This window comes from Janthinobacterium sp. NKUCC08_JDC (assembly GCF_019345575.1).
Taxonomy (GTDB): Bacteria; Pseudomonadota; Gammaproteobacteria; order Burkholderiales; family Burkholderiaceae_D; genus Janthinobacterium; species Janthinobacterium aestuarii.
The window spans coordinates 272,859-285,818 of record NZ_JAHKQW010000004.1 but is presented as its reverse complement, the minus strand read 5'-3'; the positions used below and the strand labels follow the sequence as shown (position 1 = coordinate 285,818).

Sequence of the window (12,960 nt, the reverse complement as noted above, 5' to 3'; positions counted from 1 at the left end):
ACAGAAGCCAAGCTTACTCCGCTTTCCAGCCCCGCGCCTGTTTCACGTGGAACCAGATTCGTCGCTTACTCCCAGTCCAGCGCGCCTTTCTTCCACTCATAGACTAGTCCGATGGTCAGCACGGAGAGAAAACCCATGACGGCCCAGAAACCGACCAGGCCCAGTTCGTTGACATTGGCCGCCCACGGCATCAAGAAGATCACCTCGATATCGAACAGGATGAACAGGATGGCGACCAGATAGAAGCGGACGTCGAACTTCATGCGGGCGTCGCCGAATGCCTCGAAGCCGCATTCGTACGGCGACAGTTTTTGTGCATCCGGTTTGTGCGGACCGAGCGCGCGGCCCAGCAGCATGGGCACGATGCCGACGAGGATGCCGATCAGAATGAACAGGAGGACGGGAAAATAGTTTTCGAGGAGCATGGGGATTCCTCTCAGTGGCTCGATGACAGTTTCATCAGCACGATGCCGCACACGATGAGCACGGCGGCGCACACGCGCATGGTGTTGACTTGCTCGCCCAGAAAAACGATGCCGACGATAAAGGCGCCGACGGCGCCGATGCCCGTCCAGATCGTATAGGCCGTGCCCAGGGGCAGGGTGCGCATGGCCAGCGACAGCAAGCCGAAGCTGGCGATCATCATGACGATGGTAAGGACGGAGGGAGCGAGTTTGGTGAAACCCTCGGAGAGTTTCATCGAATATGCCCACACGACTTCAAACATGCCGGCAATGAGTAATAGTATCCAGGCCATGGCGGCTCCTTATACAGAGCGGGCCGTCCCGGTGTGTTCCCATGATGGGGGAGGCCGTCCTCCTGGATGATCGTCACGATGGCCACAAGCGTGGCCACGGATGCGAACGATGCGGCAATTGTAGCAAACATTGCCGGACGCTGCAGCCCCAGCGCGGGCCCTGTCCTGGCACCGCTGCGTGTTCCACGTGAAACAAAAATCACCGTTAACTTGCCCGTGCTGAGTAAAAATTAAGCAAAAATTGGCCCGTGCAAGGTTGCGCTTGCAAAAAGACTCTATAATCGGAGCTCTCTTCCCGCATTTTTACTTGCACTGTTACCTATTTATCATGTTATTTCCTACAGAATTCGACGTCATCGTTGTCGGCGGTGGTCACGCCGGTACCGAGGCGGCCCTCGCTTCCGCCCGCATGGGGCAGAAGACGCTATTGCTCACGCATAATATTGAGACACTGGGCCAGATGTCGTGCAACCCCTCCATCGGTGGCATCGGCAAGGGCCATCTGGTCAAGGAAGTCGATGCCATGGGCGGCGCGATGGCGATTGCCACCGACGAATCCGGCATCCAGTTCCGCATCCTGAATTCCTCGAAAGGCCCGGCAGTTCGCGCCACGCGCGCCCAGGCCGACCGTATTTTGTACAAGGCCGCCATCCGCACGCGCCTGGAAAACCAGCCGAATCTGTGGCTGTTCCAGCAAGCGGTCGATGACCTGATCGTCGAAGGCGACCGGGTCGTCGGCGCCGTGACGCAGATCGGCCTGAAGTTTCTTGCGCGCGCCGTCGTGCTGACGGCCGGTACTTTCCTCGACGGCAAGATCCACGTGGGCTTGAATAATTATTCGGCTGGCCGCGCTGGTGACCCGCCCGCCATCTCGTTGTCGGCCCGCTTGAAAGAGCTGAAACTGCCGCAGGGCCGTTTGAAAACGGGCACGCCGCCGCGCATCGATGGCCGCACGATCGACTTTTCCGTCATGCAGGAACAGGCGGGCGACCTCGATCCCGTGCCCGTGTTCTCCGTGATGGGCAACACGGCCATGCACCCGCGCCAGGTGCCGTGCTGGGTTACGCACACGAATAGCCAGACGCATGACATCATCCGCGCCGGCCTGGACCGCAGCCCCATGTACACGGGCGTGATCGAAGGCGTGGGCCCCCGTTATTGCCCGTCGATCGAAGACAAGATCCACCGTTTCTCGGGCAAGGAATCGCACCAGATCTTCCTCGAGCCGGAAGGCTTGACGACGCATGAGTTCTATCCGAACGGCATTTCCACGAGCCTGCCGTTCGACGTGCAGATCGCCCTGGTGCAGTCGATGAAGGGCATGGAAAACGCCCACATCCTGCGCCCTGGTTACGCCATCGAGTACGATTATTTCGATCCGCGCGGCTTGAAGGCGTCGCTGGAAACGAAGGCCGTCGCCGGCCTGTTCTTCGCCGGCCAGATCAATGGCACCACCGGCTACGAAGAAGCGGCCGCGCAAGGCATGCTGGCGGGCCTGAATGCGGCCTTGCTGACGCAGGACAAGGAAGCCTGGGTACCGGGCCGCTCCGAGGCCTATCTGGGCGTACTGGTCGACGATCTGATCACCCAGGGCGTGCAGGAACCGTACCGCATGTTCACCAGCCGTGCCGAGTACCGTTTGAGCCTGCGCGAAGACAATGCCGACATGCGGTTGACGGAAATCGGCCGCGCTTTGGGCTGCGTCGGCGACGCCCAATGGCAAGCGTTCGAGACCAAGCGCGAAGCGGTGGCGCTGGAACTGCAGCGCCTGCGTTCCACGTGGGTCAATCCGCGCATCCTGGCGGCCGCCGAATCGGAACGCATCGTCGGCCAGGCCATCGAGCGCGAGTACTCGCTGGCGGACCTGCTGTGCCGCCCGAACGTCGCCTACGACACCCTGATGAGCATGACGGGCATGGAAGGCCAAGCCCTGGCCGGCCCCGGCGTGATGGATCCCGCCGTGCGCGAACAGGTGGAAATCCAGCTCAAATATGCGGGCTACATCGAGCGCCAGAGCAAGGAAATCGAGCGCCACGAACACTATGAAAACCTGGCCTTGCCGGAAGGTTTCAATTACCTGGATATCGGCGCACTGTCGGTCGAAGTGCGGCAAAAACTCGACAAGCAGCGCCCGGAAACCCTGGGCCAGGCATCGCGCATTTCAGGCGTGACGCCGGCGGCCATTTCGCTGCTGCTGGTGCACCTGAAAAAGCGCGGCTTTGGCGCCGCGCAGACCACCACTTTAAAGGACGAGGTTGTTGAATGAAGCAGTTTGACCGGGCCGCATTGGCCCCTATTTTGAATGAAGGCATCGCCGCGCTGGGGCTGGACCTGAGCGCGGATCAGACGGAAAAACTGCTCGATTACCTGGCCTTGCTGGCCAAATGGAATAGCGTTTACAACCTGACGTCGGTGCGCGATCCTATGCAGATGCTGACCCTGCATGTGCTCGATTCGCTGGCCGCCGTGCCGGCGTTCGCTGACGCAAAGAATGTGCTCGACGTGGGCGCCGGTGGCGGCTTGCCGGGCATGGTCTTGGCCATCGCGCGGCCCGATATCAAGGTGTCGATGATCGACACCGTGCACAAGAAGACGGCTTTTTTGACGCAAGTGAAGGCCGAACTGGGCTTGAGCAACGTCACCGTGTACACGAAACGGGTGGAACAGCTGGAAGTGCAGCAGAAATTCGACGTGATCACCTCGCGCGCCTTTGCCGACCTGTCCGACTTCGTCAACTGGTCGAACCACGTACTGGCCGAGGGCGGGCAATACATCGCCTTGAAAGGGGTGGCACCGCCAGACGAGAGAGAGCGATTGCCGGCAGACTGGAAAGTGACGGAATTACGCGCAATCCAGGTACCAGGGCTAAATGCAGAGCGCCATCTGGTCTTTATAGCAAGAATTTAAAAGTCGAAAATAAATGATATAAACAGTTTATACGGTATAAATTATATAAACCGTATAAACGATTTATATCGTATAAATGAAATAAACAGTATAAATCGTTTCGGCCAAATGCCGGGGCGCATGATGAAGTTTGCATCTCTTTACAACTAGAAGATACATGGCCAAAATTTTTTGTGTAGCAAATCAAAAGGGTGGTGTTGGTAAAACCACAACAAGCGTCAACCTCTCCGCCGGTCTGGCCAAGTTGAATCAGCGCGTGCTGCTGGTCGACCTCGACCCGCAGGGCAATGCGACCATGGGTGCCGGTATCAACAAGGCCGGCCTGAAGGCATCGACCTATGAAGTCATGCTGGGCGAGTCCGATGTCAAGACGGCACGCCAGCGTTCGGAAGCGGGGCGCTTCGATGTCTTGCCGTCGAACCGCGAACTGGCCGGCGCGGAAGTGGAGATGGTCGAGCTCGACAACCGCGAACGCCGCCTCAAGGATGCGCTGGCCGAAGTGGACGGCGAATACGATTTCATATTAGTGGATTGCCCGCCGGCATTATCGATGCTGACCCTGAACGGCCTGTGCGCCGCGCATGGCGTGATCATCCCGATGCAGTGCGAGTACTACGCGCTGGAAGGCTTGTCCGATCTGGTCAACACCATCAAGAAGGTGCATGCGAACCTGAACCCGGATCTGAAGATCATCGGCCTGCTGCGCGTGATGTTCGATCCACGCATGACATTATCACAACAGGTGTCAGCCCAGCTGGAACAGCACTTCGGCGACAAGGTGTTCAATACCATCATCCCGCGCAACGTGCGCCTGGCCGAAGCGCCGTCGTACGGTTTGCCCGGCGTGACCTTCGACCCGAGCTCGAAAGGTGCCCAGGCGTATATCGCTTTCGGCGCCGAGATGGTCGAACGCATCAAACATATGTAAACAAGGGGCGAGCGTCTGCACAATATGGTGTGAGCGCTTACTCTGAAAACACGATTAGGACAGCATGGCTACGAAAAAATTAAAAGGACTGGGTCGCGGACTCGACGCCCTGTTGGGCGGCGGTGGCGGCGACTTCGCCAGTCCGGACACAAATCAACCATCGAACTTGCCCGTGTCGCAAATGCAAGCGGGCAAATACCAGCCGCGCACGCGCATGGACGAGGGGGCCTTGAACGAACTGGCCGCCTCGATCAAGGCGCAAGGGCTGATGCAGCCGATCCTGGTGCGCCCGATCGGGCAAGACACCTTGAGCGGACTTGTCAAATATGAAATCATCGCCGGCGAACGCCGTTTCCGCGCCTCGCAACTGGCCGGCCTGACGGAAGTGCCGGTGCTGGTGCGCGATGTGGACGACCTGGCCGCCGCGGCCATGGCGCTGATCGAGAATATCCAGCGCGAAGACCTCAATCCATTGGAAGAAGCGCAGGGCATTCACCGCCTGATCGCCGACTTCAGTTTTACGCATGAGCAAGCGGCCACTGCGCTGGGACGCTCGCGCAGCGCCGTGTCGAACCTGTTGCGTTTGATGAACTTGGCCGCTCCCGTGCAAACCATGCTGATGGCCGGCGATATCGACATGGGCCATGCGCGCGCGCTGCTGGCCGTCGATGCGGCCAGCCAGATCACCCTGGCCAATCAGGTTGTGGCCAAGCGCCTGTCCGTGCGCGAAACGGAAAAGCTCGTTACCCGCACAGTCGAGGAAGCGGCCAACCCGGTCGAGCCGCGGCAAAAGGAAAAGTCGGGCGACATCGCGCGCCTGGAAGAAGAGCTGTCCGATGCGCTGGCCACGCCCGTGGTGTTCAAGATGGGCAACAAGGGCCGTGGCCAATTGGTGATTGATTTTGCCGATCTTGACGTACTGGATGGTTTGTTGACCCGCTTGCGTGGTTAAATAGCAAGCTGCAAAGACAGGGGCCATGCGGGTGTGGACAATCGGGCCATGCTTTCCGGATGCACCACGTGATTCCTTGATAACACGGCTGGGAGCGGCCAGACAAGCGGCTTTGCCATATAGTGGTGCAAATGGCGGCGAATAGTCGGTAAAGCGTCAGTTTCACGCAGCAATTGCCCTGCTGCGGTGCAGCAACGTTTGACTCTATAGATCAAAGCCAACTATAATCCCGTGTCTTTGCGTGTGTAGATTTTTCTGGGAACTTGGCAATTGAGTGATTCACAACAAAGTATTGCCAAGCCAGTCTACAAAGTAGTTGCCTTGCAGCTAGCAATCGCTATCAGTTTTGCCACGGTCACCCTGTTTTTCGGTGGCAGTGTCAGAGGCTGGTCCGCCGCATACGGCGGCGCTATCGCAGTCATCGGTAGCCTGGTGTATGCCCTGTTGGTGGTTCGCGGTTCTAGCGACGCCAATAAGGCATTCCGGGCGCATTTGCGCGCAGAAGTGGTGAAAATATTTATCACAGCGGTGCTGTTTATATTGGCACTGGTGTTGTTTCAGTCGGCCGCCTGGTTATGGCTGATCTTGGGTTTCGCGGTGGCAACCTTAGCATACTGGTTTTCATTGCTCGCTGTTTAATCATTGGTTTTGGGGCCTGTTGAGCTCTGAAACGACAAATCTAAATTCATTATGACCACAGAACACGCTATTGAAGCGGGCCATGCTGCCCCGGCCAACGCCACAGAATACATCAGTCACCATCTGGCCCACCTGAGAAGTGCCGACGGCATGATCAATCTGGATACGTTCTGGATTTCGGCCATTCTGGGCTTTGTTTTCCTGGCTGTTTTCTATATGGCGTCGCGCCGCGCGACGGCTGGTGTCCCCGGCAAGTTGCAAAACTTCGTCGAAATGGTCATGGAAATCGTCAATGACACTATTAATGGGGCCTTCCACGCGAAAAGCAAGGTCATCGCGCCGCTGGCCATCACAATTTTTGTGTGGGTCTGGTTGCTGAACGCGATGGACTTCCTGCCGGTTGACCTGTTGCCGAAGATTCTGAGCTGGTTTGGCGTGCATAAACTGCGCGCCGTGCCGACTGCCGACGTCAACCACACCTTCGCCATGTCGCTGTCGGTCGTGCTGTGCGTGATCGCCTTCTCGATCAAGGCCAAGGGCCTGGGCGGCTGGATCAAGGAACTGTTCACGGCACCGTTCCATGCGAGCGGCCTGATCGGCACGATCGCCCTGGCACCTGTCAATTTCTTGCTGCAAATGGTTGAGCTGGTTGCAAAACTGATCTCCCTGTCGCTGCGACTGTTCGGCAATATGTATGCCGGCGAACTGATTTTCATCTTGATCGCGTTGTTGCCTTGGTGGGCACAGTGGGCGTTGGGTGGTCCATGGGCAATTTTCCATATCTTGATTGTAACTTTGCAAGCTTTTGTGTTTATGGCGTTGACGGTTGTGTATCTGAGCCTTGCGGTTGAGAAACATTAATCATTAACTTTATATTTTGTTTTTTTAGTATCTTTCGTTTTTAAATTTAGGAGAATTTTATGCAAGCTCTGATCGCACAAGTACAAAGCATGACCGTTCTGGCAGCAGCAATCATCATCGGCCTGGCCGCAATCGGCACCGCTCTGGGCTTCGCTATCTTGGGTGGCAAATTCCTGGAAGCTTCGGCACGTCAACCAGAACTGATGCCACAACTGCAAACCAAACTGTTCGTTATCGCTGGTCTGCTGGATGCTATTTCGATGATCGGCGTTGGTGTTGCTCTGCTGTACACGTTCGCTAACCCGTTCCTGTCCGCTCTGACGGCTGTTGCTCAGTAATTCGCTCCAACCCTAGGAGAAACTTTTAGTTAGGAGCAAAGGTATGGACATCAATATGTCGCTCATCGGCCAGATGATCACCTTCGCGGTGTTGGTCTGGTTCTCGATGAAGTTCGTATTTCCAGCGCTGAACAATGCGCTGGATGAGCGTGCCAAACGAATCGCGGATGGATTGGCTGCGGCCGATCAAGGTCAAGCTTCGATGGCAGTCGCTGAAAAGCGTGCGCAAGAGGCATTGAACAGTGCACGTGAAGAAGCGTCGCAACGCGTTGCGGACGCTGAAAAGCGCGCGCAGCTGGTTGCTGAAGAGATCAAGCAAAATGCACAAGCTGAAGCTGCGCGTATCATTGCGCAAGCCCAGTCGGACGCCGAACAGCAACTGTCGAAAGCACGCGAACAATTGCGCGCTCAGGTGGCTGACCTGGCTGTCAAGGGTGCCGAGCAGATCTTGAAGCGTGAAGTTAACGCTACGGCTCACGCCGAAATGTTGCAGCGTCTTGCTGTCGAGCTGTAATCATGGCAGAACTCGCAACCGTCGCCCGTCCCTACGCGGAAGCTTTGTTCCGCGTAGCCCAAGCTGGTAAGGAGTCAAGCAACCTCGCGGCGTGGTCCGAGCTGGTGTCCGAACTGGCACAGATCGGTAGCCACCCCGAGGTACAGGCGTACGCGCGCAATCCGAAAGTTTCGGAAAGCGACGTCGCCGCCACCATCCTGTCGTTGTTGAAATCGCCGCTCAATGAGGAAGTGAAAAACTTCGTCACGATGTTGATCGAAAATGGCCGCATCAGCCTGCTGCCGGAAATCGGCGCGCAATTCCATGCCTTGAAAAATGGCCTGGAAGGTGCGGCTGACGCCGAGATCACGAGCGCTTTCGATCTGAGCGAAGGCCAAACGGCCGAGCTGGTCGCAACGCTGGAAAAGAAATTCAGTCGTAAGCTCAACCCTGCCGTCACAGTGGATCCATCGCTGCTCGGCGGCGTGCGCGTGGTCGTTGGCGACCAGGTGCTCGATACCTCGGTGCGCGCCAAGTTGCAGCAACTGCACGCTGCACTGGTGTCGTAAGACACGCGCTTCGGCAGGCCAGCTTAGACAGACCCTTACCCCTCGCGCAAGCTGAGAGAAACACTTTTAGGAGTTAGTATGCAACTCAACCCATCTGAAATCAGCGAGTTGATCAAGAGCCGGATCCAAGGTCTTGACGGCGGCGCTGAAGTGCGTAATCAAGGCACGGTTATTTCCGTCGCCGACGGTATCTGCCGCATCCACGGTTTGTCGGACGTGATGCAAGGCGAGATGCTGGAATTCCCAGGCAACACGTTTGGCCTGGCAATGAATCTGGAACGCGACTCCGTCGGTTCCGTGATTCTGGGTGCCTACGAGCACATCTCCGAAGGCGACACGGTGAAATGCACCGGCCGCATTCTGGAAGTGCCAGTCGGTCCTGAGCTGCTCGGCCGCGTTGTCAACGCGCTGGGTCAGCCGATCGACGGCAAAGGCGCCATCGAAACCAAATTGACGGCCGCGATTGAAAAAATCGCACCGGGCGTGATCGCCCGTGAATCCGTTTCGCAACCGATGCAAACCGGCCTGAAGTCGATCGATGCGATGGTTCCAGTTGGCCGCGGCCAGCGCGAACTGATCATCGGCGACCGTCAAACCGGCAAGTCGGCTGTGGCGATTGATGCGATCATCAATCAAAAAGGCCAGGGCATGAAATGTATCTACGTCGCGATTGGCCAAAAAGCCTCGTCGATCAAGAACATCGTGCGCTCGCTGGAACAGCACGGCGCGATGGAATACACCATCGTTGTCGCCGCTTCCGCTTCGGAATCGGCCGCCATGCAATACATCTCGCCGTACTCCGGTTGCGCCATGGGCGAATACTTCCGTGACCGCGGTGAAGATGCACTGATCGTCTACGATGATCTGTCCAAACAAGCTGTTGCATACCGTCAAATCTCGCTGCTGCTGCGCCGTCCACCAGGTCGCGAAGCGTACCCAGGCGACGTGTTCTACCTGCACAGCCGCCTGCTGGAACGCGCAGCACGCGTGAACGCCGACTACGTCGAGAAGTTCACCGACGGCGCCGTCAAAGGCAAGACCGGTTCCCTGACGGCACTGCCGATCATTGAAACGCAAGCTGGCGACGTGTCCGCATTCGTTCCAACCAACGTGATTTCGATTACCGACGGTCAGATCTTCCTGGAAACCTCGCTGTTCAACGCCGGTATCCGTCCTGCAATTAACGCCGGTATTTCCGTATCGCGCGTCGGTGGCGCCGCCCAGACCAAGGTCATCAAAAACCTGTCCGGCGGTATCCGTACCGACTTGGCGCAGTACCGTGAACTGGCCGCGTTTGCGCAGTTCGCTTCGGACCTCGATGAATCGACCCGCAAGCAGCTGGACCGTGGTGCCCGCGTAACGGAATTGCTCAAGCAAGCCCAATACTCGCCACTGTCGATCTCGCTGATGGCCGTATCGCTGTTCTCGGTGAACAAAGGCTTCATGGACGACGTGCCAGTCAAGCAAGTGCTGTCGTTCGAAGCTGGTGTCCACGCTTACATGAAGACCAAGCAAGCTGCTCTGCTGGCCAAGATCGAAGAAACCAAGCAACTCGACAAAGACAGCGAAGCAACTCTGTCGGCGGCCATTGCTGATTTCAAGAAATCCGGCGCATATTAAGCGGCCAGGCGGCGCCCACCTCGAGTGAGGCGCCGCCCTACGCGCAGAAGGAGTAAGGACTCATGGCATCAAGCAAAGAGATACGAGGCAAGATCAAGAGCGTAGAGAATACGAAGAAGATCACCAAGGCGATGGAAATGGTCGCCGCGTCCAAAATGCGCAAGGCGCAAGACCGGATGCGGGCCGCTCGTCCCTACAGTGACAAGATTCGGAATATCGCCGCCAATCTGGCGACCGCCAATCCGGAATACACGCACCCGTTCCTGGCAGCTGCCCAGGGTACGCAAGCGAAGGCAGTGGGTTTCATCGTTGTCACGACCGACAAAGGTCTGTGCGGCGGCATGAACACCAACATCCTGCGCCAGGTGACGTCGAAGTCGCGCGAGCTGGAAGCAGCTGGCAACCGGGTTGAAGCAGTTGCCATCGGTAACAAGGGTTTGGGTTTTTTGAATCGCATCGGCGTCAAGATCGTCGCCTCTGCCATTCAGACCGGTGATACGCCCCACCTGGACAAACTGATCGGACCCGTCAAGGTCATGCTCGAAGAGTTCCAGGCAGGCAAGATCGATGCAGTGTACCTGTGCTACACCAAATTCATCAACACGATGAAACAGGAACCAGTCGTGGAGCAATTGCTGCCCCTGACGGCCGACAAGATGGTCGCCGACAAGAGCGCACACTCGTGGGATTACATCTACGAGCCGGATGCACAAAGCATCATCGACGAATTGCTGGAGCGCTATGTAGAAGCGCTGGTGTACCAGGCAGTCGCGGAGAATCTGGCGTCCGAGCAATCGGCACGGATGGTCGCGATGAAAGCTGCAAGCGACAACGCGGGTAGTGTGATCGGCGAATTGAAGCTGATCTACAACAAGACCCGCCAAGCTGCGATTACCAAAGAACTCTCCGAAATCGTCGCCGGTGCGGCTGCGGTTTAAACGAATTTAACTATATTGAAGGAACGAACATGGCTGATGGCAAAATCGTTCAGTGTATCGGCGCTGTGGTGGACGTTGAGTTTCCCCGCAACGCGATGCCTAAGGTATTTGATGCCTTGAAGATGGCAGGCTCGGAACTGACCCTGGAAGTACAACAGCAGTTGGGCGACGGCATTGTCCGTACCATTGCACTCGGCTCGTCCGATGGCCTGCGTCGCGGCATGATGATCCAGAACACCGGCAAACCTATCATGGTGCCAGTCGGTAAAGCAACCCTGGGTCGCATCATGGACGTGCTGGGCAACCCGATCGACGAATGCGGCCCCGTGTCGCACGAGCAGATCGCGTCGATCCACCGCACCGCTCCCGCATACGACGAACTGTCGCCATCGCAAGAACTGCTGGAAACCGGCATCAAGGTGATCGACCTGGTTTGCCCGTTTGCAAAAGGCGGTAAAGTTGGTCTGTTCGGCGGCGCTGGCGTAGGCAAGACCGTGAACATGATGGAACTGATTAACAACATCGCCAAAGCGCACAGCGGCGTGTCCGTGTTCGCCGGTGTTGGTGAGCGTACTCGTGAAGGTAACGACTTCTACCACGAGATGGCTGACGCGAAAGTGGTCGATCTGGAAAACCCGGAGAACTCCAAAGTCGCGATGGTCTACGGTCAGATGAATGAACCGCCAGGTAACCGTCTGCGCGTCGCGCTGACCGGCCTGACGATCGCTGAATCGTTCCGTGATGAAGGCAAGGACGTTCTGTTCTTCGTCGACAACATCTACCGCTTTACGCTGGCTGGTACCGAAGTCTCGGCACTGCTGGGCCGTATGCCGTCGGCTGTGGGTTACCAACCGACCCTGGCTGAAGAAATGGGCCGTCTGCAAGAGCGTATTACGTCGACCAAGACCGGTTCGATCACCTCGATCCAGGCTGTCTACGTTCCAGCCGATGATTACACCGATCCGTCGCCTGCTACCACGTTTGCTCACTTGGATTCGACCGTTGCGCTGTCGCGTGACATCGCTTCCCTGGGTATCTACCCAGCCGTGGACCCACTGGATTCGACCTCGCGTCAGCTGGATCCGTTGATCGTTGGTCAAGAGCACTATGACACCGCGCGTGCCGTGCAAACGACCCTGCAACGCTACAAGGAATTGCGCGACATTATCGCGATTCTGGGTATGGACGAGCTGGCACCGGAAGACAAACTGCTGGTCGCCCGCGCACGTAAGATGCAGCGTTTCCTGTCGCAGCCTTTCCACGTCGCTGAAGTCTTTACCGGCGCGCCTGGTAAATACGTTTCGCTCAAAGACACGATCAAGGGCTTCAAAATGATCGCTTCGGGCGAACTCGATCACCTGCCGGAACAAGCGTTCTACATGGTCGGCACGATCGAAGAAGCAATCGAAAAAGCCAAGAAACTTAACTAAGTTAAGTCTGGGCCTAACCCCGCCCCTCAGAAGGCGGGGTTCTTCAACCCGATAGGACACACATGGCACACACAATTCACGTTGACGTGGTTTCCGCTGAAGAACTGATTTTTTCAGGCGAAGCAGAATTCGTCGCGTTGCCGGGTGAACAGGGCGAGCTGGGTATCTACCCACGCCACACGCCTTTGATTACCCGCATCCGTCCGGGCGCGGTCCGCATCAAGGTAGTCGGCCAGGCTGAAGAAGAGTTCGTCTTCGTTGCCGGCGGCCTGCTGGAAGTGCAACCGGATACCGTGACCGTCCTGGCCGATACCGCGATCCGCGGTCACGACCTCGACGAAGCGAAAGCGCTGGAAGCGAAGAAGTTGGCGGAAGAAAATATCCACAACAAGGATTCGGGCATCGACTACGCGCAAGCGCAAGCCGAGCTGGCCAGCGCAATTGCGCAGCTGGCAGCGATCCAGAAGCTGCGCAAGATGTAATCACTGCGCAGCGCAAGAAAGGCAGCCTTCGGGCTGCCTTTTTTTT

15 protein-coding genes are annotated in these 12,960 nt (G+C 57.3%); 13 read left to right on the top strand and 2 right to left on the bottom strand.

Going from position 1 to position 12,960, the window contains the following annotated elements; all coding sequences use genetic code 11:
- Positions 1 to 65 precede the first annotated feature (65 nt).
- Both KO538_RS13640 and sugE read right to left on the bottom strand, forming a co-directional pair.
- Positions 66 to 425 (bottom strand): NADH-quinone oxidoreductase subunit A, encoded by a 360-nt coding sequence (locus KO538_RS13640; protein ID WP_219328592.1) that lies wholly within the window; start codon positions 423 to 425, stop codon positions 66 to 68.
- An 11-nt stretch (positions 426 to 436) separates the two neighbouring features.
- A complete protein-coding gene (gene sugE, locus KO538_RS13635) occupies positions 437 to 757 on the bottom strand; it encodes a quaternary ammonium compound efflux SMR transporter SugE (protein ID WP_219328591.1) in 321 nt (106 codons plus the stop codon).
- A 328-nt stretch (positions 758 to 1,085) separates the two neighbouring features.
- Here sugE and mnmG point away from each other — a divergent pair, with 328 nt between their 5' ends.
- The 13 genes from mnmG (at position 1,086) to KO538_RS13570 (ending at position 12,914) form a co-directional block, all read left to right on the top strand.
- Positions 1,086 to 3,023, top strand: coding sequence for a tRNA uridine-5-carboxymethylaminomethyl(34) synthesis enzyme MnmG (mnmG, locus tag KO538_RS13630; RefSeq protein ID WP_219328590.1), 1,938 nt, complete (start codon positions 1,086 to 1,088; stop codon positions 3,021 to 3,023).
- Positions 3,020 to 3,664: a 16S rRNA (guanine(527)-N(7))-methyltransferase RsmG gene (gene rsmG / locus KO538_RS13625; RefSeq protein WP_219328589.1), complete on the top strand. Its 645-nt coding sequence runs from the start codon at positions 3,020 to 3,022 to the stop codon at positions 3,662 to 3,664. Before mnmG ends, rsmG begins: the two co-directional genes overlap by 4 nt.
- A gap of 157 nt (positions 3,665 to 3,821) precedes the next feature.
- Positions 3,822 to 4,592 carry a ParA family protein gene (locus KO538_RS13620; protein ID WP_034752687.1) on the top strand — a complete coding sequence of 257 codons (771 nt, stop codon included), beginning with the start codon at positions 3,822 to 3,824 and terminating at the stop codon, positions 4,590 to 4,592.
- 64 nt (positions 4,593 to 4,656) lie between these two features.
- Positions 4,657 to 5,544 carry a ParB/RepB/Spo0J family partition protein gene (locus KO538_RS13615; RefSeq protein WP_034752690.1) on the top strand — a complete coding sequence of 296 codons (888 nt, stop codon included), beginning with the start codon at positions 4,657 to 4,659 and terminating at the stop codon, positions 5,542 to 5,544.
- A gap of 270 nt (positions 5,545 to 5,814) precedes the next feature.
- Positions 5,815 to 6,183: an ATP synthase subunit I gene (locus KO538_RS13610; protein ID WP_034752692.1), complete on the top strand. Its 369-nt coding sequence runs from the start codon at positions 5,815 to 5,817 to the stop codon at positions 6,181 to 6,183.
- Positions 6,184 to 6,234: 51 nt separating this feature from the next.
- On the top strand, positions 6,235 to 7,044 hold the full coding sequence (gene atpB, locus KO538_RS13605) for a F0F1 ATP synthase subunit A (protein ID WP_046681851.1): 810 nt from the start codon (positions 6,235 to 6,237) through the stop codon (positions 7,042 to 7,044).
- Between the two features lie 59 nt (positions 7,045 to 7,103).
- Positions 7,104 to 7,382 carry a F0F1 ATP synthase subunit C gene (gene atpE / locus KO538_RS13600; protein WP_034752695.1) on the top strand — a complete coding sequence of 93 codons (279 nt, stop codon included), beginning with the start codon at positions 7,104 to 7,106 and terminating at the stop codon, positions 7,380 to 7,382.
- Positions 7,383 to 7,425: 43 nt separating this feature from the next.
- Positions 7,426 to 7,896: a F0F1 ATP synthase subunit B gene (locus KO538_RS13595; protein WP_034752697.1), complete on the top strand. Its 471-nt coding sequence runs from the start codon at positions 7,426 to 7,428 to the stop codon at positions 7,894 to 7,896.
- Positions 7,897 to 7,898: 2 nt separating this feature from the next.
- Complete coding sequence (locus tag KO538_RS13590) at positions 7,899 to 8,444, top strand: F0F1 ATP synthase subunit delta (protein WP_034752699.1); 546 nt, start codon at positions 7,899 to 7,901, stop codon at positions 8,442 to 8,444.
- 78 nt (positions 8,445 to 8,522) lie between these two features.
- Positions 8,523 to 10,064 (top strand): F0F1 ATP synthase subunit alpha, encoded by a 1,542-nt coding sequence (gene atpA, locus KO538_RS13585; RefSeq protein ID WP_034752701.1) that lies wholly within the window; start codon positions 8,523 to 8,525, stop codon positions 10,062 to 10,064.
- A gap of 62 nt (positions 10,065 to 10,126) precedes the next feature.
- Positions 10,127 to 11,002, top strand: coding sequence for a F0F1 ATP synthase subunit gamma (gene atpG, locus KO538_RS13580; RefSeq protein WP_072456005.1), 876 nt, complete (start codon positions 10,127 to 10,129; stop codon positions 11,000 to 11,002).
- A 29-nt stretch (positions 11,003 to 11,031) separates the two neighbouring features.
- A complete protein-coding gene (atpD, locus tag KO538_RS13575) occupies positions 11,032 to 12,432 on the top strand; it encodes a F0F1 ATP synthase subunit beta (protein ID WP_034752705.1) in 1,401 nt (466 codons plus the stop codon).
- Between the two features lie 62 nt (positions 12,433 to 12,494).
- Positions 12,495 to 12,914 (top strand): F0F1 ATP synthase subunit epsilon, encoded by a 420-nt coding sequence (locus KO538_RS13570; RefSeq protein WP_034752707.1) that lies wholly within the window; start codon positions 12,495 to 12,497, stop codon positions 12,912 to 12,914.
- Positions 12,915 to 12,960 lie beyond the last annotated feature (46 nt).